16 protein-coding genes and 1 pseudogene are annotated in these 26,568 nt (G+C 40.3%); 4 read left to right on the top strand and 13 right to left on the bottom strand.

The window, feature by feature from the left end:
• The first annotated feature begins 628 nt into the window (after positions 1-628).
• From D464_RS0106490 to mobC, 3 genes are read left to right on the top strand one after another with little or no spacing between them, the layout of a single operon-like run.
• Positions 629-1,042, top strand: coding sequence for a plasmid mobilization protein (locus tag D464_RS0106490; protein WP_018910683.1), 414 nt, complete (start codon positions 629-631; stop codon positions 1,040-1,042).
• Positions 1,039-2,319, top strand: a complete 1,281-nt coding sequence (mobB, locus tag D464_RS0106485; protein ID WP_018910682.1) for a conjugal transfer protein MobB — start codon at positions 1,039-1,041, stop codon at positions 2,317-2,319. Before D464_RS0106490 ends, mobB begins: the two co-directional genes overlap by 4 nt.
• Positions 2,320-2,373: 54 nt before the next feature.
• Entirely contained in the window at positions 2,374-4,377 is a 2,004-nt protein-coding gene (gene mobC, locus D464_RS0106480; protein ID WP_018910681.1) for a conjugal transfer protein MobC, read from the top strand.
• 21 nt (positions 4,378-4,398) lie between these two features.
• Here mobC and D464_RS13165 read toward each other — a convergent pair.
• From D464_RS13165 to D464_RS0106410, 13 genes and pseudogenes are all read right to left on the bottom strand, one after another.
• Positions 4,399-4,773, bottom strand: a pseudogene (locus D464_RS13165) (DUF1302 family protein); the annotation flags it as partial.
• A gap of 5 nt (positions 4,774-4,778) precedes the next feature.
• Positions 4,779-6,512, bottom strand: coding sequence for an ABC transporter ATP-binding protein (locus D464_RS0106470; protein ID WP_018910679.1), 1,734 nt, complete (start codon positions 6,510-6,512; stop codon positions 4,779-4,781).
• A gap of 21 nt (positions 6,513-6,533) precedes the next feature.
• Complete coding sequence (locus D464_RS0106465) at positions 6,534-8,288, bottom strand: ABC transporter ATP-binding protein (RefSeq protein ID WP_024985682.1); 1,755 nt, start codon at positions 8,286-8,288, stop codon at positions 6,534-6,536.
• Positions 8,289-8,314: 26 nt separating this feature from the next.
• Complete coding sequence (locus tag D464_RS0106460; protein ID WP_018910677.1) at positions 8,315-8,929, bottom strand: TetR/AcrR family transcriptional regulator; 615 nt, start codon at positions 8,927-8,929, stop codon at positions 8,315-8,317.
• A gap of 411 nt (positions 8,930-9,340) precedes the next feature.
• Entirely contained in the window at positions 9,341-10,006 is a 666-nt protein-coding gene (locus D464_RS0106455) for a methyltransferase family protein (protein ID WP_018910676.1), read from the bottom strand.
• 11 nt (positions 10,007-10,017) lie between these two features.
• On the bottom strand, positions 10,018-10,815 hold the full coding sequence (locus D464_RS0106450) for a methyltransferase domain-containing protein (RefSeq protein ID WP_018910675.1): 798 nt from the start codon (positions 10,813-10,815) through the stop codon (positions 10,018-10,020).
• Between the two features lie 788 nt (positions 10,816-11,603).
• Positions 11,604-12,695 carry a saccharopine dehydrogenase NADP-binding domain-containing protein gene (locus tag D464_RS0106440; RefSeq protein WP_018910673.1) on the bottom strand — a complete coding sequence of 364 codons (1,092 nt, stop codon included), beginning with the start codon at positions 12,693-12,695 and terminating at the stop codon, positions 11,604-11,606.
• Positions 12,685-13,776 (bottom strand): saccharopine dehydrogenase family protein, encoded by a 1,092-nt coding sequence (locus D464_RS0106435; protein WP_018910672.1) that lies wholly within the window; start codon positions 13,774-13,776, stop codon positions 12,685-12,687. Before D464_RS0106435 ends, D464_RS0106440 begins: the two co-directional genes overlap by 11 nt.
• A 4-nt stretch (positions 13,777-13,780) precedes the next feature.
• Positions 13,781-14,410, bottom strand: a complete 630-nt coding sequence (locus D464_RS14150) for a DUF6796 family protein (protein ID WP_081618105.1) — start codon at positions 14,408-14,410, stop codon at positions 13,781-13,783.
• Between the two features lie 118 nt (positions 14,411-14,528).
• The gene (locus D464_RS0106425) at positions 14,529-15,722 is read right to left on the bottom strand and encodes a YncE family protein (protein WP_004360039.1); all 1,194 of its coding nucleotides are present in this window, start codon (positions 15,720-15,722) and stop codon (positions 14,529-14,531) included.
• Between the two features lie 33 nt (positions 15,723-15,755).
• Complete coding sequence (locus D464_RS0106420) at positions 15,756-18,149, bottom strand: TonB-dependent receptor (RefSeq protein WP_018910670.1); 2,394 nt, start codon at positions 18,147-18,149, stop codon at positions 15,756-15,758.
• Between the two features lie 17 nt (positions 18,150-18,166).
• Positions 18,167-18,772, bottom strand: coding sequence for a 4'-phosphopantetheinyl transferase family protein (locus tag D464_RS0106415; protein WP_018910669.1), 606 nt, complete (start codon positions 18,770-18,772; stop codon positions 18,167-18,169).
• On the bottom strand, positions 18,765-24,926 hold the full coding sequence (locus D464_RS0106410) for a non-ribosomal peptide synthetase (protein WP_018910668.1): 6,162 nt from the start codon (positions 24,924-24,926) through the stop codon (positions 18,765-18,767). Before D464_RS0106410 ends, D464_RS0106415 begins: the two co-directional genes overlap by 8 nt.
• Positions 24,927-25,166: 240 nt before the next feature.
• On the opposite strand from D464_RS0106410, the gene D464_RS0106405 reads away from it, so the two are divergent.
• Entirely contained in the window at positions 25,167-26,567 is a 1,401-nt protein-coding gene (locus D464_RS0106405) for a DUF4099 domain-containing protein (protein ID WP_018910667.1), read from the top strand.
• The last annotated feature ends 1 nt before the right edge of the window (position 26,568 follow it).

The raw sequence follows: 26,568 nt of genomic DNA, 5'->3' as shown, positions 1-26,568 counted from the left end.
ACCCCAGAAAGATGGGGCGTTGTTGTTTGTTCTCCATAATGATAATTTCTTAGTTCATATTACTTGTCTATTTGATGTTTGGATGTGCTCTCATTTTTGAGAAGTATCAGCAGACAGTTTGTTCTGGCTGTGCATGGTTCGTGCGATAGTCTGAAAGGACGATTTATAGTTCTTGCTATCTGTTGTACTGACAATAGTTTGTCATGACAACAAATTGTCATGAATATGTTTCGTTTCTTCTTTGCATCTTTGGTGCAAGCTAATGGTAATACGATGTGTCTTTTGCTTGTGTCGTCATACCATAGTTCGCTCGTTTTGACTGCAAAATAAATGATATTTTGGCTGATTATATGACACCGATGAAGTGCAGGGAAATGCAAGGAAAAAGAGTGAATATCACTGATAATGAGATATTTGAAAATCCGCCGTAACTTTGCAGGCGAGAATAATACATGGAGGTAATATCCCGAAGCAGACACCCCCAAAGGGTGGATACTTCAATCGTATCATTTCTTGATACCAGCAAGGTGTGTCTTTGTAACACAAACTTTCAGTTGTACCACAAAGACCCTTGCCTCGGTGCGAGGGGATAATCACTCCAAAGTCGTGATTAAAGAAAAAGGAAGCTATGAATAAGGAAGAGAAATCTCGTTCAGAGAGAAAAAAGGCGGAAAAGCCCCGTTGGGACAACTGGCATGTACGGCTGCCCAATCCTAAAGACCAACAAAAAGTGATTGATTTGTTTCAGCGTTCAGGTGCAGAAACGAAGTCGGATTTTGTGCGTGGACGTATTCTTGGCGATAGTTTTAAGGTCATTACGGTGGACAAATCTGCCGTGGAATACTACAGGAAACTCTCAGAACTGACAGCACAGATACATAAGATTGGCGTGCTGTACAACCAAGTTGTGCGTGCCATCAATGCATACCATAGCGTAAAAACTGCACAGATTATGCTTGAAAAATTGGAAAGACTATCTGCCCAGATAATCGAACTTCAGCAGAAAACAATAGATTTAACGATTGACTACCGCAGCAAATGATAGCCAAAATATCATCAACGGCAAACCTTGGAGGAGCATTGGGGTACAACTTCAAGAAGGTAAGGCAGGAAGAGGCAACCGTCCTGCTTGCCAATGGTCTGTACCAAAATCAAGACGGCAAATACTCTATGGAACAGGTATTGTCCGATATGAGACAACTTATCCCGGATAAGTGCAGGACAAAGAATACGGTGTTCCACTGTTCCCTCAATCCGCACCCGGACGAGAAACTTTCTGATGAAAGGCTCGTGCAGATTGCGAAGGAGTATATGGAAGCTCTCAACTATGGCAAGCAACCCTATATCGTCTTTAAACATAACGACATTGCCCGTGAGCATATCCACATCGTGTCGCTTCGGGTGGACAGCAAAGGCAGAAAAATCAATGACAAGTATGAAGGCAGACGAAGCAAAAAGATTACTGATGCTCTGGAAAAGAAATATAATCTTATTTTAAGTTCAAAGGTCAGTGAGAAAACAACGACAGAAACACCAAAGGTCGATGTTGTGCAAGGGAATATCAAGGAGCAGGTGGCTAACACCGTCCGTTCTGCTATGAAGCATTATATATTTTGTTCCTTAGGTGAACTAAATGCCGTTCTGCATAAATACAACCTTGCAGTAGAGGAGGTAAAGACCGAGTATAGGGGCAAGCGATATGACGGGCTGGTCTATGTGCCTACCGATGACAAAGGCAATAAGGTGAGCACGCCCATTCATGCCTCGGACATAGGTAGAGGTGTGGGCTATGCTGCCGTCCAGAACAAGATGCAGAAGTCGAAGCAGATGGTTAAGCCATTGGTACCAGCCGTCAGAAGAAAGGTATTGGAAGTAATGCGTACTTCTCCTGATACGGAGGAAAGACACCGACAAAGATTGGAGGAACAAGGCTTGCGTGTAGTTATCCGAAAGAATGAGAGCGGACGCATCTATGGTATTACATTCATTGATGATGAAAAAGGCATTGCGCTCAATGGCTCTCGATTGGGTAAAGGATATGCCGCCAATAAGTTTAACGAGTACTTCTCTAACCCGAAAAATAATCCATTCTTGGATGAATCGCTTTATGGTAGCCCGTCCGTTAGCCATGAACAGATAAATAAAACACAATTATTACAACAAGACACAGAGGAAAGCGACAATCTTGTCGATGAACTTATCGACGATTTGGTGAGAGAAACTTTCTCTACATCGGGCAATGATGATTGGAAAGAAGCGGCATGGCAGCGTAAACTCCGAAGACAAAATAAGGTAAATCTTAAACGTAGGAAGAGTTAAGTACACCGCTCAAATAACATTCAAACGATTCTCTAACAACAATAAGATTGCATTATGGCACAAGAAGATGATTTAAGGGCATTAGGTAAGGTCATGGACTTTATGCGAGGTATATCTGTGATATTCCTCCTGATTAACTGTTATTGGTTTTGCTACGAGGCATTTCACGAGTGGCATTTCACACTCGGCATCATCAATAAGATACTGATGAACTTTCAACGCACCACGGGATTATTTTCATCTATCCTATGGACGAAACTCTTCTGTGTTGTGTTTCTCGCCTTATCCTGCTTGGGCACAAAAGGCGTGAAGGAGGAGAAAATCACATGGCCAAAGATTTGGACGGCACTTTTCTCAGGCTTTGTATTTTTCTTTCTCAACTGGTGGCTGTTGGCATTGCCCATTGGTAAAATCGGGGCGGCTACGCTTTACATCTTCACACTGTCCGTGGGTTATATCTGCCTGCTAATGGGTGGTGTGTGGATGAGCCGATTACTCAAAAACAACCTCATGGACGACGTATTCAACACGGAGAACGAGAGCTTTATGCAGGAAACAAGGCTGATGGAAAATGAATACTCGGTCAATCTTCCTACACGCTTCTATTATAAGAAAAGGTGGAACAAAGGCTGGATTAACGTGGTCAATCCGTTTCGGGCCTCAATGGTACTCGGCACACCGGGTTCGGGTAAGTCATACGCCATTGTGAATAACTACATCAAACAGCAGATTGAGAAAGGCTTTGCCATGTATATCTACGACTATAAATTCCCTGATTTGTCGGAGATTGCCTACAATCACCTGCTTCATCATTTAGATGCTTATAAAGTCAAACCACAATTCTATGTGATAAACTTCGACGACCCACGCAGGAGCCATCGCTGTAATCCCATCAATCCTGCCTTTATGACAGATATATCGGATGCTTACGAGAGCGCCTACACCATCATGCTCAACCTCAACCGCTCGTGGATACAGAAGCAGGGAGATTTTTTCGTCGAATCACCGATTATCTTGCTTGCCGCCATTATCTGGTTTCTGAAGATATATGAGAACGGTAAGTATTGCACCTTTCCCCATGCCATCGAATTCCTGAACCGTCCCTACGCACAGATATTTCCGACACTTACTTCCTACGATGAGCTTGCCAACTACCTTTCTCCCTTTATGGATGCTTGGGAGGGCGGAGCGCAAGACCAGTTGCAGGGACAGATAGCCAGTGCCAAAATACCACTGTCTCGTATGATAAGCCCTGCTCTCTATTGGGTAATGACGGGCGATGATTTCTCGCTCGATATCAACAATCCTAATGAGCCGAAAGTGCTTGTCGTAGGCAATAATCCTGATAGACAGAACATCTATTCGGCGGCATTGGGACTGTATAACAGCCGTATTGTGAAACTCATCAACAAAAAGAAGCAACTCAAATCATCGGTGATTATCGACGAGTTGCCGACCATCTATTTCCGTGGGCTTGACAACCTCATTGCTACAGCCCGTAGTAACAAGGTTGCCGTGTGTCTGGGCTTTCAAGACTTCTCACAGCTTACCCGTGATTATGGGGATAAGGAGAGCAAGGTGATACAGAACACAGTGGGCAATGTGTTTAGTGGTCAAGTTGTAGGTGAAACCGCCAAGACTCTTTCTGAGCGTTTTGGCAAGGTGCTTCAACAACGGCAGTCTATGACCATCAATCGCAACGATAAGTCCACATCTATCTCTACGCAGATGGATAGTCTTATCCCTGCATCGAAAATCAGCAATCTCACACAAGGCATGTTTGTAGGAGCAGTATCCGACAACTTTGATGAACGTATCGACCAAAAGATTTTCCATGCTGAAATAGTGGTGGATAGTGCTAAAGTCTCTGCCGAAATGAAGCAATACCAGCCCATTCCTAAGATCAATGCGTTTCAAAACGAAGATGGCTCCGATAATCTCAAAGAAACTATCGAAGCCAACTATAAACGTGTTAAGCAGGAAATAATTGTTTTGATTGAAAAAGAAATAAAAAGGATAAAAGACGATCCTTCTCTTTGTCATCTTATAAAAGAATGAGACGCAATGTCTTTATGTCATTCAAAAACTATATTTCATCTTTGCCCATATTTCAGAGTTTCGGTCATACATCTGAAACTTGCCTTTGTCGGCATGGAAGAAATCGTATCTGACAGTGAGTTCGATTTGGTCGTTCAAAGCGTAGGATGCAGAGAAACGGTTGAAAACACCACCATTGGCTACATCTATATAGACGAATGTTGAAAGTTTCAGCATATTCCGCAGTAATTCTTTCGATATTCTTGCCGTGGCAAGTCCGGCATTGCGATAAACGGAAAGACCGTCAAGGTTCCCTGCCGTATATTTATGGCAGTATTGCGCGCTGAAGTACCAATCGTTGCTCGGATACCAGTCCACACCGGCAAGGATATTGTACGTATTTCGGCATACCACATTGCTATTTATTTTTCATTATTGTTTTCCTGTTGAAGTTTTACCATCCGTGCAAATTCTCCACCTTTAGCCATGAGGTCTTCGGGCGCACCCTGCTCGATGACTCTTCCGCCACCGAGCACCACGATGTAATCGGCATTGCGGACGGTGCGCATGCGGTGGGCGATGATGATGACGGTCTTACCCTGCACCAATTCTGAGATGCCTGCCTGAATCTTCGTCTCGTTCTCGGCATCAAGGCTGGCGGTAGCTTCGTCCAAGAGAATGACGGGAGCGTCTTTCAGAAGCGCACGGGCAATGGAGATACGCTGCCGCTCACCGCCAGAAAGGGTTTCGCCGTTCTCGCCGATAATGGTGTCGTATCCATTCGGCATACGGCTGATGAAATCATCACATTGTGCCAGCCGTGCCACACGCCGCACTTCCTCATCGGTGGCGTCACGCTTGCCGATGCGGATGTTGTCGGCGACAGAGGCGTTGAAGAGCAGCACGTCCTGAAACACCACGGCATAGTTGCGGAGCAGTGTCTCCGGGTCGATGTGGGCGATGTCGTTTCCGCCTAATAGAATCTTTCCGCCGTCAATGTCCCAGAAGCGTGCGGCGAGTTTGGCGGTGGTGCTCTTTCCGCCTCCCGACGGACCGACGAGTGCCGTCACTTCTCCCTGCTTTGCTGTAAAGGAAGCATTGTGCAATACCTGTTTTTCGGTCTCGTAGGCAAAGCTCACATTGCGGAACTCGATGTCGTAATTGTCCATCGCCACATCCTTGTTTCCTTTCTGTTCCGGCATAGCCTCCATTTCTTTCATGCGATTGATGCGTACGTCGAGGAAAGCGAGGATGGCAAGATTGTTGCACACATCCTGAATGGGATTATAAACCATGGCTGAAATAAGGAGAAATGCCAGATAGACAAAAATAGACAATTCCCCATACTGTAGCATCCATGCGCCTGCGACAATGACGGTGGGCATACCCAATTTCAGAAGCATGGCAGAGAGGTTGACGAACGACCCCGCCACCAACTCACCATTGACCAATTCCTTCTCATAGGCTTTCAGCTGGTTATCGAATCTGCGGTTGTATTCCGCTTCGCCATTGTACGACTTGATTTCCTGCACACACTCCAGCCCCTCCTGTACCTGTTCGGTTACGCTACGCTTGACGTGGTAATTCTGCTTGAAAGACCTGTCCATCATACGTCTTGCCAAGAGCAAAGTTGCTAACGCCAACGGCACCACCCAAAAGAGAGCGATGGCCAATCGCCAGTCGTAGAAAAACAGGCTTATGGCAATGATAAGCATGCTCAGCACCGATGCAAATAATTGGGGAACGGTGTGCGAGAATATTTGCTCTAATGAGCTACAGTCTTCCATCATGGTAGAAGTTAGGTCTGATAAGTTTCGCTCTCCAAAAAAAGCTAACGGCAGGCGGCGCAGTTTCTCCGCAAGACCGATGCGACGCTGCGCGCTCTCGTTGTAAATGGTGGTATAGGTGCTGTCATACTGCCATCGGCTAATGAAGAACATCACGCACATTAGTGCTATCGCCAACAACACGTAAAACCACAAGGTATGCTGACCTATGCGTGAATCGGCTTCCAAATATTCCATAAGAAAGAGGAACAGATAGGAGGGCGGCAACATCAGCGCAAGGTTGAGCAGCGTTGAGAAAGCTATCCCCCTCCGCAAGTCCTTTGCCCCTTTTTCCGAAAGGGCGAAACGGTTTTGAAAATATTTAATCATATGGATGTCTCCTTTGAATGTTTATAGTTTCCATGCCACTGCTTTCTGGTATTCGTTCCACATATTATAATAGTGTCCCTGCTTAGCCATCAGTTCCTTGTGCGTACCCTGTTCGGCAATCTGTCCATTGTCCACCACCACGATGTTGTCGGCATCCTGCACGGTGGTCAGGCGGTGAGCAATCATGAGGACGGTCTTCCCGTTGGTGAGGTGCACTAATGCCTTTCGGATGAAATGCTCGTTCTCCGGGTCGGCAAAGGCGGTAGCCTCGTCGAGCACCACAATGGGCGCATCTTTCAGAATGGCACGCGCGAGGACAATGCGCTGCTGCTCGCCGCCGGAAAGATAAGTGCCCTCCGCTCCGATGACAGTATCCAAACCTTGGGGCAGACGGTCGATGATTTCACGGCTTTGCGAGAGGTCTATCGCCCGGTTTATCTGTTCTGCCGTTGCTTCGGGATTACCGTAACGCAGGTTCTCTATTAGTGAAGTTTTGAACAGGCGGGTGTTCTGGAATACGAAAGACACGCTGCGCATCAGCTCCGACTTGTCCATCTGCCGGACATCCACCCCGCCGATGCTCACGCTGCCCTCACGCACGTCCCAGAAACGGGGAATGAGCCGTGCCATCGTTGTCTTTCCACTGCCGGAAGCTCCCACAAGCGCCACCGTCTGTCCTTCGGGAATGGTGAGACTGACGTGGCAGAGGGCATCCTTTTCCGCGCCTTCATACCTGAACGAGACATTTTCAAAGCTTATGTCGCGGGCTTGTGGCTTCCGGGGAACGTCACTTTCGGGCAGTAGGGAGGCGTCGGTTAGTTTCTCCAATCTATCGACAGCCTCGTTTGCCAAGAAAAGATTTTGACTGAGATACATCATCTTCATCACATTGGTTGCGATGACCGGTGTAATGACAACAAAGAGAAAGAGGTCGGCAATAACCATCGCCACACTGCCCCCATGCCCGATCAAGATGATACCCACCGGCACGAGGAAGAAGGCGAAGGCATTGATGGCAACAGTATATGCCGACATCGGCGAACGCCACAACAGCGTGTACAGAATGACAAGGTCACGATAGCGGATGATGCTGTCGTGGAACCGCTTGAACGAGAAGACGGTCTGCTGGAAAACCTTCACCACCGGGATGCCGCGTACATACTCCACAGCCTCGCCGCTCATCTTCTCCTGCGCATCGAGATATTGTTTTTGGAAGTTGTTGTTTCTCGGGTTCATCATATAGCCCATGATGCCGAAGGCACAGATGATTGGCAACATAGCCGCCAAGCCCAATTGCCAGTCCACTGTCAGCAGCAGCACGATGACACCAACGGGGGCGACGATGCTCCCCGCCACATCGGGCAGGATGTGTGCCACGAAGGTGTGGGTCTGCGCTGAGTCCTCGTCAATGATTTTACGCATGCGTCCTGTATTCTGCGTATCGAAAAATCCCAACGGCACACGCATGAGCCGTTGCATTGCCCTGCGGCGCATGTTGGTCTCTACACGGAACGCAGCAAGGTGCGAGAACATGAGTGCGGCAAAGTAGAGCAGCACGTTTACTACCGACACGATGAAGGCGGCGAGGGCATAGTCCCATACGGGTGCGTCGGTAAGGCTGCTCTCCGCGGTGAGTAGCGTGCGTACCACAAGCCACAAAAGAACGAACGGGACGAGCGAGAGCAGTCCGTTGACTGCTGACAGCCCGACGGCGCAGGGAAGCAACCACTTGCGTCCTCCCATGTAAGCTCCTAATCGTTTGAGTGTTTTGAACATATCATTATTTTATTTTGAATGTTATCCTATGGTTTCATCAGCTCTTTCCAGCCTGCCATCCCAAAAGTGACATACTGTTCAAGTGCCAATTTGATTTCCTCCTCACTATAGTCTTCGTGCTCCACCAATTCGCAGAAAAGGGTCATCCAAGTTGAGCATGTGAGATGTGTCAGAAACGGAGAGATGTCGGTGTTGATGTGCGGATATCGTTCCTTCATCAGCCGGAGGTATTCCATACCGACCTTCATCTGGTGGTCGATGATTTTGTTCTTGTATCCCTCCAACGAAGTTCCCTTAGCATTGAAGAGCAACAGCCGCAATTCGGGGCGGAACTGCTTGACAAGAGTGAGCATCGCCATGATGTGATTGACCTGCTGCTGCCGCAAATCGAACACATTGATTGAGAGAAACTCCTCATCGTTATGTGAGAGGATATAGCGGTCAAGCGCGGTGAGCAATGGCTGCAATACCGCACAAAATAGTGTATCCTTACTGTCAAAATAATGATACAGGTTCCCCACAGTCACGCCAGCCTTACGCGCCACGTTTCTAATGCACGTACGCTGCACACCATTTTTGATAAACTCTCTATGGGCAACTTGCAATATGCGTTGCTTTATGTCTGTCTTCAATGTCTGCATAGTCAAAGATGAATAATGAACATAGTTTTAATTTGTTCACAAAAAAAACGCACCATTCTATGATGAATGATGCACTACTTTGTTGTTTCAATATTGAAACTCTTTGTATGTGGTATTTATCCTTTGCCATAAACTTTTTTTAGATACTGCAAAGATAGAAAGAATGCTATTTCCATACAATACCCAAATATAGTGATTTCTTGCGAAAACGCATCATTCAATTGATAAAAGCGACAAGGGCATAATCTCATATGGATGCGTTGGTAAGGTAACCCTCCGTGGTAAGCTGTATTATGGAAAGAGACAAGCGAAAGCTGTCCGCTAACTGACGATACCCCAACAGAGCAGCAATCACTTGCGTCCTCCCATATAAGCTCCTAATCGTCTTAACATGCTCATCATGTTGATACTTTATATAAACGATAATAAAATATTTATGAACAATAATAACAGCAAAAGGCACAAAACCAAAGTCAATCTTCTATCAAGAAGAGAAGGTGTTGTCTTTTTATAGGCTAATAGTTCTTCTCTAAAATACGGCATTAATGAAAATTTCACTTGCACTTTTATCATATATAAATCTATTAATATATAGATTGGGAATAGACACAATGTATAAAAACTTCCCATAAATAAAATTAAAGAGAAATGACATAGAATATCACCTATTATCATTGGATGCCTAACTCTCCCATAAATTCCGTCTGTCAAAAGTTTCTTTGGAGCATAAAAAGTATTTTTGGTTGCCTTGAAATTTTGAGAAACAGATTTATTGCCCCAAAAAATAAAGAAATAGAGGAAAACGCCTAATGTTATGAAAACATAAATAGAACTAAGCAGGTTAAAATTTCCACCAATCAAATCGTAAACTCCATGTATTCTCGGCTGCCTTACAAAAGGTAGGACATACCATATCAAAGCCGGATAAGTACTTGCATAATACAGTCTTTGTGGCACTGATGACTCTATACCTTGCTTATTATTATTGTAACCAGTATTGAAGGCATAATAATATACCCATAAACCTGTTAAAGAAATTACAACAAGTGTAATTTGTAGTATAATATAGATATTCATAATTTTAGTTATTACTTAATTTCTATTTTTTTCTTATTTTTAGGTTCGAAATTCTTATTTTCTGACAAATTGTTTTTAGAAAACATTTTTACGGCAACAATTCCTGCGAAATTATTCCACTTAATAAATGTGTCCATACACTGGAAACCCGTGTCTGACAACAATTGTAAATTCTCTGTCAAGGTTAGAGGCATTAGTACCCCTCTTAAGCTTTGAGACTTTTTTATTACTTGCTGTTCATTCAACCCTCTTTCTTGTTTATAATCCCAATATAGGTCGTTCCAAATGTCTTCAAACATAGAATTTTCTGCTCTCATTTTCTCAACAAAGATGAAAGCACCTCCTTCAACTAAACCATTATAGACTCTTTGAAGAACTAATTTCCTTTTCCAAAGTGGCAAGAACTGTAGAGTATATAGAGACAGTATCAAATCTACATTTGAGAACTCATTTATATCCGCAATGTCCTGTTGTAAAAATTGCACAGTATCACTGTTACATTTTTTTCTCGCAATCTCAATCATAGCCAAACTTTCCTCAACTCCAATGTATCTTATGTTATTCTTTCTATGATGCTTTTGAAGAAGAAGGGATATTGTCTCTCCTGTAGATGCCCCTAAATCATAGATTATACTATTGTCACGAACGAACCATTCGCTCATCTCTACAACCTCCTTCTGTACTTCTTCATACAAGGGAACACTTTTTCTGACATGCGTGTCAAAATTTTTGGAGACCTGCTCGTCAAACTTCCATTCACCTGGAACAGACGTTATCAATTCATCAACATTACCTTTATTATTTTCCATTTTATTTCCATTTAAACAGACTATATGAACTTGAAAAAGTTATAAATATATTTATTACAATATATATGATACCAACAGGAGCGTACAGTTTGTTGGGATTAAAGCTAACAAGGCAGTAAGCAAAGAATATAAAGAAGAAGATTGCTACTAACTTTGCCATATACACAAAATTTGATATTCTATCGCTTAAATAGTATATGATTACAGATGAGAAGGCGCAGAAACAGCTAACCAGTCCAAATATATACTTATCAAGGGATGAAGCAGAATCATACGGCATGCGAAATAGTAAATTCCAAATTTCTTTTGGATAAAATATATTACAGAGGTTTAAGACCAGCAAAATAGAGAATATGCGAAACAAGACCGTTGTAGGAAATAAAAGTTTTTTATTTACTCTCTTTGTCTTAATACTGAGATTAAGTAAAAACATAGAGCTTCCGATGAATAGCCAAATGAAAGGTTCATAAATTGAAGACCAATAAATCAGCCCTGTACGACACTTCAAAACATACATAAAGCACCCCATAAAAGCTATTAAACAAGTTCCTATACTAAGAATCTCTTTATACTTCTCTACGTCTTTTTTCAGGAGCAGGAAGTAAAGGGAAAAGAAACTAAAAAACAAAGATTGCTGTGTGAATAAAAACTGCGTCATATATGATGGGGTGCCGTTAAAACCTATATAAGAATATACCTTTTGCAAGGGAATGAAACCCCATGGAACCCCCGTTATACAGGCCATAACACAAATCCATAGCAAAAATTTTAGAACTCTTTTTTTATTGTTATATTTCATCACAGGTATAATTTATTCCATATTCACTAATCTCTCTTATGAACGAGTCACATTCAATGGCATCACATAAGTAATTCACCCCTGAATTTATTTTTTTTCTCAATAAGTTCTTAACGGTAATGATGGAAGGTAATGAAGTGTATTTTAAATTGTCATTTGTAAGCATACAAAATTTTTTCTCAGTACTACTCTTCTCTGCAGACATAGAACATACAACAGCCCCCCATTTACCTTCTTTTTTAACCAGTCTTTTATAATCTTTCTCCAATAATTTAGCAGCCTGCTCCAGTCTATTTTTGTAAAAAATACTAATCCACATAAATTTAAACATTGAAATAAAATCGTTTACCATCACATAGGTAGAAAACTCCTTCACATGATTGTGTATGGACGCAACTTTGACTAATTGGTTGTCGAATATTGGAATACATATTTTTCTTTGTAGAAGAAAAGAAAATGATTTAAGAATATCCTTGTGTAAAGGGGAACGTCTATATCTTTTTCCATAGGAAAAGAAAGAAGTGCTGAAACCTGTTATGGAAGTTTTTGCCATATCATAGGTTGAACTATACGACCAAGTATCCACAGCACCAAAGAACATTCTAAATTTCATTTGGTTAACATTCAAATGTTGTTCTATGATATATTTGGCAAAGACGCCTGATAATCCTGGCATCCAACCTGCTCCTATAACAAAACATAGTCCTTTGGCTTTTACAATATCTTCGTATGGTTTCATTTGTTCCATAAGAGAATCATACCCCCCTATATCAATGTAATGGCATTCACTATTTAGAGCTTGTAGTGCTATAATGTTTCCCATCAAAGAAGAAGGACCAGCAGCATTGATTACAACAAAACATCGAGAGCAAAAACTCTTTAACTCGTTTTCATTGTTATAATCTAAATGGCAATATTTTGTTCTTTCTGTAGAAGATATTGACGTAGGAACTCTCTCGCTTGTCCTATAACTTATCAAAATATGTTGGTCGGACAATTCTGAAAGTAAATAATTCACGATAAGACCTCCTACTGATCCATTACCTCCTATTACACCAATGTATTTGATTTTATTTTTCATGTTTATTTTCCATAAATATTTCTAACCCATGATCACACAAAAAATCATATATTGGCAACATTTTCTTTTCCAAATGTTCAAAGGAAAATACTCCTGGTGCCAGGCGTACCCATCCATTAATGACAGAAAGTACCATTGCTGCGCAAAAGATTCCCGTCAATCGAAATGAGGAATCTGAACGTAAAACACAATTCTTTTGACACCTTTCATTTCTAACTGTCAAGTTTACTATGACCGTTCTTTCTTTTTCACTACTTGCAGTCAATTTGTGTTGATTATTTTTTGTCATTTGGCAAAGAATTCTTCTTGCAAAGGAACTGTGCCTCAATAATGGCAAAAGACCTTTAGGGAAGCCTTGCAGACAAAAAGCACTATCAAATGTTTTTAACTGTTTGAAAGACAAAGCCTGTGGTAAAGACAGTATTTCAGAGCTCGTAAAAAACAGTAGTGGTAAATCCTCATGAGAAGCATCAAACGAAAAGTTTTTTTGATGGAAACGTCTCGACGAAGATTTTTTTATACAACCGTCTGAAAGAACAAGTGCATCTCTGCTGAAACTTTCAAAGAAATTGTCTATGGAAGCTTTACCAGATACAACTCCTGCTCCAAAGAAAATCCTACTATATGCTTCTATAGCAATTCCTTCAAGTTGTCCTGCCAAAAATTCCAACATAAAAGTTGTAAGTCCTGGACATAACCCCATTCCTGTTAATACTGTTCCGTGATAAGGATTGATTGATTCCTTCTTGAAATTCATCAAACGTTCATAATGTAAAATATTATCATTTATGTCAATACACACAATCTTACTTTCAAGACATATTCTATAAATATCCAAATTGATTTTATGGAACGGACCAGCTGCTATAACAACTATGTCAAAGAGCTTGATAATTTTTTCTAAAGCTAAGGTGTCAAATATATCCAACTGGATGAAATTGGCAGCATTGTCAAATTCACCAGAATACTTTCGAGCTGCAATGGATAAACTGCATAGAGTTCTGTATTCAGACAATACATTAAGGATGGCCATACCAGCTATACCTGTTCCACCAATAATTAAGACTTTCTTTTGCCGCATAATATTATATTTTCTTTCTTATATAGAACCAACAAATAAAGTAATAAGAAGTAATGCCAAGACTAAACGTACAAGGTTGCACCTTCCTGAAAAAAGTAGGAGATAGCCATGTCATGGTAGATGACATTACCATAAGTACAACGGGATTTAGTAGAATAGTCCATCGTGAAACAATGGCCTTAGATGACAAATTACATAAGCCAACCAAAATCCAGCCCAAAGGCAATAATATAAACATAAACGGAAAGAAAGGAGATAAAGTAGAAACGACAGATTCCCATTCAGACCCGATGATGCCTGCATTTCCTATGTTATATATTAAAGCATAGCAATAATGAAAAAAAGTCATCATAATCATAGAATATGCAATCACTCCTGAACAAATCGTAGCCATAGCACTATTGACCTTATGCATGGTCAAATAAACAAGATAAAGACCTATTATCCAAAAGGGAAAGGCAAAAATACATACATAAGACGATAAAGTGATGGACACTCCGTCTAATACTAACAATCTTGACACAAACTGTTCCGTTTCTGTTGATCTCATCTGGACGAGATAGTCACAGACAGTAATAAACGCACCACTTATGATACTTGAGACGGCGATGATATCTAATATTTTTTTCTTCATTTTGTATCCTCTATAAATAAAGTGTCAAAAAACAAAAGATTCTCATCCTGTTATTTTTTTATGGATAGGAGAACAATTTCCTTGTCGAAATATTTTACTTTCGACAAGGAAATTCATATTATTTCAGACTACTAATCATATATGGTGCTCCAGAAGTTTTTACTTTTACATTTTCATAGCTTCCATCATTCATATGATAGACAGAGTAGCCCACACCTTGGTCAGTCGCCATGCCGAAGATAATATCATTATTTGATTTGCAAATAGATGCCGCCCAGCCTGTAGTTCCTGCAAAATCCATCTTTTTGCAAGTCTTATTGTAGAGATTAATCTCAAAGGCCTGGAATGATTTGTCATGAACGTAGTCTGGTGGATTGCTTGCGGCTCCGGGAATATTAAGATATCCGTAAACCTTTCCGTTTCCACCATACACCTTATTATATGCATACGATGTTTTGTTTCCCTTGACTCCTTCTAACTTTACATCTGCAAGAGTGAAACAATATGATTTATCAAAGTTCTGTTCTCCTTTCTTAATTCGCAGGAATCCTTCCTTGACTCCAGGCTGATATCCAAACATGGCAACGCAATAGAAGTAGAGGTCACCCTTCTCGTCCACGAAAGGATCCCCAGCAGGAGTCATACATGAGGACATTGTGGCACGAGGGTCACTAATCATTTTGATGGGCTTATCGGTCTTGGTATCTATCAAGGCTATGTATGCTCCCTCCTCGCATGAGTAGGCAGACTTCAACTGGCAGAGGGTAACGTATAAGATGCCGTCCCTGATGATAGAGGCACATGGCTCAGGATTGTTGTCTCCAGCCGACTTCCCCAAAGAATAGTCAGATAAATCTATCTCTCCTGTCTTCGTCATAGAAACAGGGTCTATTATCCAGACCTTTCCTAATCCAAGGCAAGAAACATAGGCTTTCTTCTCGGATACGAACGTAATGTATGTAGCCTTTGCGCCACTTGGAAACACCATGGTCTGCCCTTCCTGAACAAGTTTGCCATCCTTAGGCGTATATTTATAGAGGTGTTCAGTGTCAGTTACATACACCTTACCTTTATGTACAAAGGTAAATGCACCTTTGGCTAACACTAACGCATTGTCCGTGTTAAGTGAGCCGACAGTCAAGTCCTTAAACAGGCTGACATAAGTGTTCTCTCCTATATTCACGCTGTGTACAAATCCCGATTCTGTCTTTGTCGGAGGCATTGGAGGAACATCTGGTGAGTCTTTTCCACATGAGGAAAGACCTGTTGATACAAGCAGCGCTACGGCTGCAACTAAGAAATAATGTTTCATTTTGAATTAAATATTAAAAATAATAATAAGAATTTACATACTCATAGCTCCCCCGGAGACTTTATCTCGGAACAGATTAAAACGCAATTTCATTTTAAAAGTACGCCCTTGCAGTGGCATTTTGAATTCCATGTAGTTTTCTTTATCAAAGATATTCTCAACCTCAAAACTCAGTGAAATGTTGTTGTGCCAAAAGGACTGTTGAAGACCTATGGTAAACACATCATTGGAGGGGATGAGCCATTTCTTGCGCTGGTCGGGCAGTGTACTCATTTGCCATCCCCAATCAAATTCTCCGACATGGGAAACGTCTACATAAACTCTGGACAATTCCTTCTTTCCTAGCAAACCTTCAACGTGGTATTCCATACCATAATTGTAATAGAATGAAGGTATGTTGGGCACATGCTTGTCATACGTTGGGTTATCTGTTCCCTTCTCATCGTTTAACCATTTTTGTCGGTCTCGAATGTCCTGCAATGTAAGATTAAAGTAAGCATAGATGTTGGGAGTCACATCCACCTTTATGTCTGTATCGAACCCAAGCGTGCTCGTCTTTCCTAAATTTGTATATATGGAACGAGTATCTGCAGGGAAAAGTCTTATCATATTCTTCATATACATATAATAAAAGTTTGTTTCCCATTGCACACGAGTAAGTCCACACAGATTTCTTCGATCTATGATAATACCTACATTCAGATTATTCCCAACTTCTGGCTGAAGGTTTACTGATGGCTTTATACTTATCCCATTACCAAACAACTCTCCCGTATCTGGAATCCTTACATTGTGTGAAAACGAGATTTTCCCCCTCACACCTTTCCAAAACTCATAGCTTACCCCCTCACTAAACCCGTAATATGTTTTGTTCACGCTTGTCTGCTTGGGAGCTGCCACATCCTCCGCATGGTCTTTTGACAGAGCATCGCTTGTTCTGAAAATCTTTGACTTGAGATAATAGATGCTCATTGTCAAGGAGTTTTGAAAGCGATTATCGGAAGATACGTACAAATGACTGAACCCGATGTTGTTTGAAATCATCTTGCTGGGAAACGAACTGGGATCAAAGCCAAGATATTCATTCATACGTTCATCCTTGGGCCTATAGTCTGAGAGTACGAATTGGTCGTTCAGGTTGAAAGAATGTCGTCCAAGCATATATTTCAAGTTTAATTTGTTTCGCAACTCAAATTGTCGGTTATGCGATTCGTTGAATAGGTTGTCCTCTGTTTCCCCAATAGCTTGTGTGACAGTTCCATCCCATTGCGTCTTTGTTGTTGCGGTATCCGTCATGTTCGAACGTATGATGGGAGCAACAAGTGTATTTCTCATATCCAACCCCTTGAAGATAAAATTATTTTTCTCCAAGTCCAAAGTAGGCATGATATTAAGACTTTTCGTATAGGCATGTCTCGAGTCAAAGTTAAGAGACTGTATACCTTTCTTGTTTCTGTAAAAGGCACATTCCAGATCCAGTTTGTCGAAGTATAGTTTCCTAAATCCTATGCCCACATGATAGAAGTCTGCGTCATAGTAGTCATTGTTTCGTCTCACCTTTCTGTATTCAGAAGCAGGTAGATTAGTCTCAAACACTGGCCATGACATCATATAATTGTTCTTGGACTTGTTCTTGAAGAAAGCAACATTGAACAATATTCCAGGTTTTGCAAAAAGTTTCTGGGCACTTGCAAGTGTCTTGAATGTTCCAAATGAAGCCAATTCTTGTGTGAATCCAACTAAATCACATTCATCTTCTCTGGTCACAATGTTGATAGCTCCTCCCAATCCGTCGCCTCCATATTCGGCAGGAACGATACCCTTGTACACTTCTATGTACTTGATGACATCAATCGGAATATCATTAATATCGAAAGAACCATCAGGGCTATTTAAAGGAAATCCATTGATATAGACTGCGACTCGCTTTCCCTCCAACCCATGCACAGATATGCGAGATGCACTTCCTAATCCGCCAGTTTTTCTCACTTTAATGCCAGACGTTCTTGTGAGAATTTCTTCTATACCGCTTGAACGTCCCCGTAACTTTTCTCCGTCTACAACTGTTACTGCCATAGGACTTTGCCGAATACGGTTTATTTCTGCCTTCTGTGCGGAGGCACTTACTACAACTTCGTTAAGTTCCTGTAAATTTTCTTTCAGTGTAAAGTTCAAGGTGGATTCCCCTTTTATATTCACAGTCTGTTCAACCGTGTTATATCCCATGAAAGAGACCCTTATAGTATACTTCCCACTTTGGGTTAATTTTATGTGATAAAGCCCATTTTTATCCGTAAAAACTTCGACATTGTTTTTCTTTATATATATGGCGGCATTGACAACGGGGGCTCCATCTTTCTCGCTCACAACACGCCCTGATAAGGAATGTTGTGCAAAACTTATCAATGGGATAAAGATTCCTCCCATTAATAAAAGTAGCTTTTTTACTTGCTGATGTAGCATATATTAACGATGTATGATTTATAATAAATACAAGATAAATACAACTTTGGGTGTTTTTTTTGAAAATTAATACTATCTATATTCTTCAGTGTATATACATTGGTATCTATGGTACACAGAGTTTTCAGAATAGCCTCTTTTCGTGAGAAAATCATAGTTCCTGATAGGAGACCTTCCTCAATTGACTTTATTTCCTCTTCATTGCAAAAAAGGGAGTATTCTTCCTTTGCCAACAGAAAGTTCATATCTTCTATATCTATGCCGACACACTGATACACATCACTCTTTCCTACGATGGCTACGGCTATGGTGTCTTTATGAGAAATGGATCCTACTGCATCTTTGCCCCATATTGGCATCCCATCTCTCCCTCTTAATATAGGAATATCTTCTAACCCCAAGGTTCTTACAGCATTGTGTGCTGCGATACGCCCCATAATAAAAGTCTTTTGTCTCACTGGAGACCATTTGTCTTTAATCAGAGATGTTTCATCAAGCAGCACTCTCTCTTCTGTTAGAATATCCTTTTTCTCCTCTACCAATTTGACGGCAATGGTGGAGGTAGATAGTAAAGTTGTATCAAACATTCTTCTCTATGTGTTTCGTCACGAGGTTTGCCAATTCTACATGATATTTCGTAATAAGCACATGTCCACCTGGCAACTCATTATAATTAACTTGTTGAAAATAATTTTCCCAGAGCTGTTGATTACTCCTTATTGTCGGTTCGTCTTCTTTACCAACAACAGAACAGAGAGTCGTCCTCAATTTGAAATCAAGGAAATGATAATTGACCATTGCTACAGTGTTCATTCTAAGTTCATGCAGATACTCATGCTTCTCCTTTTCTGTTAATGTCGAAATTAGTTCTTCATTGAGTAAATCCTTTGTGCGTGAATAATCAAGCAGTTCATTATCCTCATTTGAGAAGAAATTCATCAGAATATCACGCAAGGTTGGTGGAGTTCCTCCTATCATTATGATACCATGCAATGGAATATTTTCTTTCTCAAACCTTTTGCATAAGTCATAGGCAATATAGCAACTGTAAGAGTAACCCATAATAAACAAAGGAATGCCATCATTAAACTTTCGTATTTCGCCAAATAGTAATTCTCCGACCTCATCCACAGTAGCCTTTATCTCTCGGTCATCACCATGGCCAGGATATTGTACAGTATAAATATTAATGTTGCTGACAAAATCCTTTGCAAAAGTGTTGTACATTCCAGGGGTACCTGCGGCATATGGTAAGCATACGAGTCTTGCAATAGGGGACTCTACATTCTTCACGCATATGACATTCTCTGTAGTGTCATTACCCTCATTTGAAGATAAAAGTTCCGCTATTGTTGGTTTTTCGAACAAGTCTTTAAGTTTAACTTCCTTTAAACCAAAATTCTTGAGTTCCTTGATTAGTCTAATAGAACGTATAGAATCCCCACCAATATCCCAAAAGTTATCATATATGCTAACTTCTGATATACCCAACACTTTTTGCCAAATAGAAACAATCTGTTTTTCTTTCTCGTTTCTTGGTCCAACAATGTTTCTGGCAAGTTTGTTCTTCTGCTCCCTGGCAATATTTGGCAATTGTTTTTTGTCAGTCTTCCCATTCTCTGAGATGGGTAATTGTTCTATTCTCATCATAGATTTAGGAATCATATAATGAGGTAATCGGGCTTGTAATACCTTCATAATGTCCTTATTATCTATATTACGATGTTCTTTAGATACATAAAATACGACTATGGTATCCTCTCCACTGTCGTCTTTTTGGATTTCGGCGCATACATCTACAATATTTGGAACATGAAGTAGAGCATTCTCAATATCTCCTAATTCTATTCTGTATCCTCTCATGTTTATTTGAAAGTCTCTTCTTCCAACAAAGATAAGGTTTCCTTGCTCGGTCATCTTTACTACATCACCAGTATTATATACAATATCTTTATGGCTAATAGGATTGATAACAAATGCCGCCTTCGTTTTTTCAACTTTGCCCAAATATCCACAAGACACACCTTGTCCTCCGATATAGAGCGTACCGGGCACATTGGGAAGAGTCTGCTTCATATCATCATTCAAGACGTAAACCTGTGTGTTGTAAATAGGTTTACCTATGGGCACTGTGTCAAGATGGCATTGTCCATCTGCTTCTATAGGAATCCTATAAAATGTAGAAGCTACCGTCGTTTCTGTCGGTCCATATTCATTGATAAATTGATGTAAGGGATAACGTTCCAACCATCTGTTGATGTCCGAAACGTTGACAATCTCTGCACCGAGAAGTATGGTCATTTGCTCTGAAAGTTTTACAGGACGCTCCAAAAAGTCCATAGCATTCACAAGCATAGAAAAATGAGAGGGCGTGACGTTTAATACATTAATTTTTTCTTTCTCAAGGAAATAAAGAAGTGTCTCTACGTTCTTAGTTTCATCATCGGAAAGAATATGCAAAGATCCTCCTGTCATAAATGGCAACCAATTTGACGTAACAGTCATATCAAATGAATATGACGTTATTAAAGCGAACCTGCTATCTGAATTAATGTTGAAAGCTTCCTTCTCGTAATTGAAGAAATTAGAAACGTTCCTATGTCGTAACATCGTACCTTTAGGCTGTCCAGTAGAACCTGATGTATAAATTATATAAATCAAGTCTTCTGATGTATTACATAACTCGATGTTTTTGGTTGGAAATTTCATAATGTCTTCCTTCGTATGTCGGCAATATGCAGTGGGCAAGGAAATATGAGTATCCTCTAACAAAACACAATGTTTAATTTTTTTTGTGTATGCTTGATTTATAATCTTTGCATGTGCCCCTTGAGTTATAAGTACATTTGCCCCACAATCATCTATCATATACTTTATCCTGTCTGACGGATATGATGGATCTATAGGAACATATGCACCGCCAGCAAGTAAAATACCCAATTGTACCACGGGTAACTCAATTGTTCTGTTCAATAAGAGAACTACATGTGAATGCCTATCTACACCAAGTGAACGTAAAAAGTGAGCCATCTGATTAGCTCTTTTCCAAAATTCCTCATAGCAGAGAGACTTGTTTTGACACGAAATGGCTTCTCTTGTTGGGTATTTGCATACTGTCTGATAAACTTGCTCATGTATAGGCTTTTTAGAATATTCATGCTCTGTTTTGTTGTTGTCTTTCAACATCTGTAAATAGGGAACAGGCAGAATATCTGAAGCTACTATACTCTCGAATTCAGAAGAATTTATAGCATCAACAAGTTGATAAACCATATTAGTATATTGTTGGGATAGAAGCAAAATATATTGCGGATCAAATAATTCCATAAGATAGTTCCAGTCCAAACACCATTTGTCTTCCCAAGTGTACAGAACCAAATCTATATATGTGCCAGGAGCACCTGTCTGCACCTTTGGGGGATCGATAGTGAAGTTCTTAGTCGAATGACTAATTCCCTTAGGAAGCATATTTATAGAATTGCTGAAAATGATAGGACTCAGCGAACCCTGTTTAAGGCCTTCCTGTTCTGCAATTCTTCTTGATAATTCTATAGAAGAAATTGGATATTTCAGCATAGTACGTACATAGCGTTCAATGTTTCGTGCTATGGAAACAATGGACTCTTGTGGATGAGTGTGTATGCGAACAGGGAATATATCCAAAAAACTTCCAATAACACTCTTAGAAGTAGGAAGATGCTGTTCCCTATTGAATACAGGCATATTAATGATGATGTCATTTTGACCAGACCATAAATTCATTAGCTTAAAATAGCAAGCCATGAGTAAGGAATTTAAACAAATACCTGCTGTATTATGGATGTGATTTAACAATCTGTTCATTTTTGCCCCATCTAACTCTGTATGCAATGTTCGAAAATGTACATCTTTCACCATAGAAGGACGTTGCTTCGTTGGGAGTATTATCTTTTCTGGTAAGTCCTTAAAGACTTTCAGAGCAAAATCCATTGCATTCTGATAACGCCAAGTTTTTCTTCTACCTCTCTCAATAAAAACATAATCAAAGAAAGATAAGCCCTTTTCATTCTCTGCAATTACTTTTTCGCCACTTAGAAGTCTATCATAATTAGACAACAACTCTTGTAAAAAATGGAAAAAACTATATCCATCAATAATTTGATGGTCTATATGGAATAAAACCTCATGTTCGTTATCCCCCGTTTTGTAAACATTACAATAAAATAGGGGGAATTTTTTAAGGTCGAATCTATAATCATGACTCTCTATGTCTTTTTGAGCAAAGAAAGTTTCTTGCATTTCCTTGCTCATATTGGTTATATCCTCATATCCGCACTCGAAAGTTGAATATGTAGGCAATGTAACCATTTCTGGCTCGTTAGCTTCTTCATAAAGGATGGAATGTAATAAAGGATGATGCCGAATAATATCGTTCAATGCTTTATTCCAACATCCCAATTCAAACATTCCTCTGAACTTTGTTCTACATATAATATAACAACTAAGTCCTGTTGGTTCATTGCGAATAAAACTTTTATTATGATAAAACAATGTTTCCTGAAAGTCCATTAATGGGAAAGGCATCCTTTCAGATACAACATAATGCTCCTTTACGACCTTTGCAATATCGCGTATATTCGTTTTCTCTTTAATATCCTCAAATGTTATCTTATCAAAGACTTCGGTTAACCGTTGCATAAGGTGATATACTTGTGCAAAGGACTGAGCTCTATTTATCAGATTGTCGGTATATTGCAGTTTCAAAAATGGAACATTTAACTCCTCACAGCAAAATTCCTTAATTAATAATTCGTATTCGTTAAGTGGAGCTTCCATTTTACTTGAAAAGTGTGCTTCCAAATATTTGCTTTGAGCATTGATACAAGAATACTGGTAGAAGAAACTATTCTCTAATTTAACATTGAAAGCCTTCTCTATTTTTGAGACCGCTACCATACTTCTAATGGAATCTCCTCCCAGATTAAAGAAATTATCATCTAATTGTATATTTTCCACATGTAAGACTTCTTTCCACACCTCTTTCAATATTAACGCATAATTTTTTTCCATTGAATTATCCATAAGATTAATAATATATTTATTATACATTCCTTTTTCAAAAGCCAATGCCATGGATCTCCGCTTTATCTTTGAGCTTGAAGTTCTCTGTATATTTCCTTTCTTTATGTGGATAGAATATGATGGAGCAAATCCTGCAATGTTGGCAATAAAACTGTTAACATTCTCCACTAATTGCTGAACAGATGTCTCTGTCATATTTTTATACAATGTGAAGAAATGCAATACTACTTCTTTTTCTGTTTTCGTTGAGTAATAGGAAGTCAAAACTGATTTTTCGATTTCCCCAGAGAATTTTCTTATAATGGAATCTTCCAAATCGAACGGATGGTAATTCTGCCCATTTACAATGATGACCTCCTTTTTACGTCCTACAATATATAGAATATTATTGGCGTCAAAGAATCCAAGGTCTCCTGTACATAGCCAGCCTTCTTTGAAAACTGCATCTGTTGACTTTTTGTCATTATAATATCCCATCATGACGCAATCCCCCTTTACTTGAATTTCTCCTATCTGCATATTTCCCTGCGATATACCATCTTTCTCGATTCTCACCTGAAAACCAGGAAGTACGGTTCCAGCACTTGTAAACTCGCAAAAAGGAGCGTCATTATTACAATGTTTGATTATCCCATCGTAGAAAGCATCCCTTTCAATTTTTATGGTTCTGTTTCCGTGTCCATGTGTACACGCCGAAACAATCAATGTTGTTTCAGCCATTCCATATGATGGGATATAGGCCTCTTGACGGAGACCAAGTTTAAATAACGGTTCTAATCTTGAATATAAATTAGGTGGTACCATTTCTGCTCCAACAGACAAGGTCTTTATATGGGATAGGTCAATATCTTTTAATTCTTGCTCTTTATCTTTAACCTTTTTAGAGAGGAGTTCTAAGCCAGACGGAGTTGTTCCACCACAGATAGTAATATCATATTGTACTATTTTTTGAATAAAAACGGTTGGATTTCTTAGAAAAGAAAAAGGCTCTATTTTAACTTCGGTAATACAATTGTACACACAAGTTAAGTGATTACCGAATAACCCATAATCATGGAAATATGGCATCCAGTGAATAAGTTTATCTCCTTTTATAATATGATCTGCAAAGGTTTTTGCTTTGATGTTTGCTATAATCCTATCACAACTTAGCATAACACCCTTAGGATTTCCTGTACTTCCTGACGAAAATTGTATTACACACAACTCTTCTTTTAAAATATTGGGCAAACTCATTTCACAATTGCTTACCAATTCCATCTGTCTTAGAAGGTCTTCTATATAAATAGCATTATTTTTCTGATAAGCATTGCATAAATTGAAATCACTTGAAATTAAAAAAGCCTCACCTATAACTTCTTGGGCATTTTTGAATCGTTCAAAGTCAATAGATTCTTTATTATTCAATTGAACAGAAGGCATAAGTACGGGTACGCAGTTAGCGAATACGCATCCCCAAAATAGCACAATAAAGTCTTCCGACTTTACTGCTGAAATTATTATTTTACTTTTGGGCTGTATTGCATAGTAGCTATTTAGTATATATGCTATCTTCCTTGATTTCTCTGCTAATTCTGTATAAGAAATAAATATATCTCCCACATTATGGTTTACTACAAAAATTCCTTTTTGTGGAGCCTTATTAGCTGCATTTTCTAACAAGTCGCGTAAACTGTTCATTCTTTTTTTGTTGCAAAGTTACGGATAAAACATAGCAATATCAATACTCAAAAAGAGTGATTTTTGGCTGAAAGATCTGCTCTTCAATACCTATTTATATGTGAAATATTTTTCATTTGAAGAATAAAATCCTTTAAATTCATTGTTTCTCCCAGTTTCTCCCTGTGCCTTATAATATAAATATTATTGCTTTAATTTTGCTGTTCGATAATGATTTATTCATCTTAAAAACAATGATTTATGGAATCGAACAACAATGAAAACTATGTGTTGGTATTAGAAGACCGCACGGAAGTGAAGAACGAGAAAGAGGCAGGAAAGCTCTCTGTAGTTTCAGGTATTGACGACAAGGGCAAACTCCAAACAACGGAAGCCAAAGACGTGCATCAAACTGCCTTTCTGAAATTCAACAATAAGGACGGCTTGCTGAAGAACTTCATGACCAACTTCCTCAAGCAGTTTAATGAGCCGTCCCGTTTCGGACTCTACAAGGTAGTAGCTAATAACGTGGAGCAGGGCGTGGCATCGCTCCACACCATGCTTCAGAACCGTGAGAAGCCTGAGAACAAGCAGCAGTTGGCAGACAGTCAGGTGCGCTTTGATGATTTCTTGCCCAAGCAGAAGAATGCCACTGCCATTGACGAGTCGAAGATTGATTGGAAGCAGCTCGACAACCTAGGACTTACCCGTGAGCGGTTGGAGCAGAGCGGAGAATTGGTAAAGATGCTTGGCTGGCAGAAGAGCAATCTTATAACGATAGCCATACCTATTGGTGATACCACCATCTACACCGATGCCCGTTTGGCATTCCGTACAGATGGCGAGGGTAACATCGGATTGGCAGTTCACCCGCTTCGCAAGGAGCCACAGCTCGACTTCCCCTATATGGGACACAAGTTCTCTAATGAAGAGAAAGAACTACTCCTTGCAACGGGCAACCTTGGCAAGACCATCGAGATTACGCCCAAGAATGGTGACCCATTTGCCGCATACGTTTCCATAGACCCACAGACCAATGAACTTATTGCCCTGCGTGCCGACCGTGTGAATATCCCAAAAGAAATCAAGGGTGTTACACTTTCTGATGCGCAGTACAAAGGCCTTGTAGAGGGCAAAGCCGTGAAAGTGGAAGGAATGACCGCCAAGAGTGGTAAGTCCTTCAATGCCACTCTGCAAGTCAATGCTGAGAAGAAAGGCATCGAGTTTATCTTCGAGAACAAGCAAGGCTTGAAGGAGCGACAGCAGCACACGCAGCAACAAGGCGCACCACGCAAGCTCTGTGGTTTGGAACTCTCCGACAAGCAGCGTGAAGCATTAGACAGCGGTCGCACGCTTTATCTGAAGAATATGGTGGACAAGGAAGGGCAACCTTTTAATGCCTATGTCAAGATGGACAAGGAACAGAACCGCCCACGTTTCTACAAGTGGAACCCTGACAAGAAGCAGGAAACCGGCAAGGAAAAGGTGGTAGCCGTAGCCGAAGAACACAAAACACAGGTTGCAGTGAACAACCAAGGCAAGACCAACGAAGCCACCAAGAACGTGAACGAGCCCTTAAAGTCCGGGCAGACACAGCCCACTGCCGCCCAAAAGCAGAAGCAGGACGAGAAGAAACAGCAGCGCCGTGGACGTAAGATGTAAC

It is taken from the genome of Prevotella veroralis DSM 19559 = JCM 6290 (assembly GCF_000377625.1).
GTDB classification, from domain to species: Bacteria; Bacteroidota; Bacteroidia; order Bacteroidales; family Bacteroidaceae; genus Prevotella; species Prevotella veroralis.
Note: the sequence above shows the minus strand (reverse complement) of the source record. Positions and strands in the feature narration are given on the sequence as shown.

What these genes read in the sequence shown, in the direction of transcription:
- D464_RS14150 (WP_081618105.1), bottom strand. Translation starts at nt 14,410, where the DNA reads ATGAAGAAAAAAATATTAGATATCATCGCCGTCTCAAGTATCATAAGT.
- D464_RS0106440 (WP_018910673.1), bottom strand. Translation starts at nt 12,695, where the DNA reads ATGAAAAATAAAATCAAATACATTGGTGTAATAGGAGGTAATGGATCA.
- D464_RS0106420 (WP_018910670.1), bottom strand. Translation starts at nt 18,149, where the DNA reads ATGGGAGGAATCTTTATCCCATTGATAAGTTTTGCACAACATTCCTTA.
- D464_RS0106490 (WP_018910683.1), top strand. Translation starts at nt 629, where the DNA reads ATGAATAAGGAAGAGAAATCTCGTTCAGAGAGAAAAAAGGCGGAAAAG.
- D464_RS0106450 (WP_018910675.1), bottom strand. Translation starts at nt 10,815, where the DNA reads ATGGAAAATAATAAAGGTAATGTTGATGAATTGATAACGTCTGTTCCA.
- mobC (WP_018910681.1), top strand. Translation starts at nt 2,374, where the DNA reads ATGGCACAAGAAGATGATTTAAGGGCATTAGGTAAGGTCATGGACTTT.
- D464_RS0106460 (WP_018910677.1), bottom strand. Translation starts at nt 8,929, where the DNA reads ATGCAGACATTGAAGACAGACATAAAGCAACGCATATTGCAAGTTGCC.
- mobB (WP_018910682.1), top strand. Translation starts at nt 1,039, where the DNA reads ATGATAGCCAAAATATCATCAACGGCAAACCTTGGAGGAGCATTGGGG.
- D464_RS0106470 (WP_018910679.1), bottom strand. Translation starts at nt 6,512, where the DNA reads ATGATTAAATATTTTCAAAACCGTTTCGCCCTTTCGGAAAAAGGGGCA.
- D464_RS0106415 (WP_018910669.1), bottom strand. Translation starts at nt 18,772, where the DNA reads ATGTTTGATACAACTTTACTATCTACCTCCACCATTGCCGTCAAATTG.
- D464_RS0106405 (WP_018910667.1), top strand. Translation starts at nt 25,167, where the DNA reads ATGGAATCGAACAACAATGAAAACTATGTGTTGGTATTAGAAGACCGC.
- D464_RS0106465 (WP_024985682.1), bottom strand. Translation starts at nt 8,288, where the DNA reads ATGTTCAAAACACTCAAACGATTAGGAGCTTACATGGGAGGACGCAAG.
- D464_RS0106435 (WP_018910672.1), bottom strand. Translation starts at nt 13,776, where the DNA reads ATGCGGCAAAAGAAAGTCTTAATTATTGGTGGAACAGGTATAGCTGGT.
- D464_RS0106455 (WP_018910676.1), bottom strand. Translation starts at nt 10,006, where the DNA reads ATGAATATCTATATTATACTACAAATTACACTTGTTGTAATTTCTTTA.
- D464_RS0106425 (WP_004360039.1), bottom strand. Translation starts at nt 15,722, where the DNA reads ATGAAACATTATTTCTTAGTTGCAGCCGTAGCGCTGCTTGTATCAACA.
- D464_RS0106410 (WP_018910668.1), bottom strand. Translation starts at nt 24,926, where the DNA reads ATGAACAGTTTACGCGACTTGTTAGAAAATGCAGCTAATAAGGCTCCA.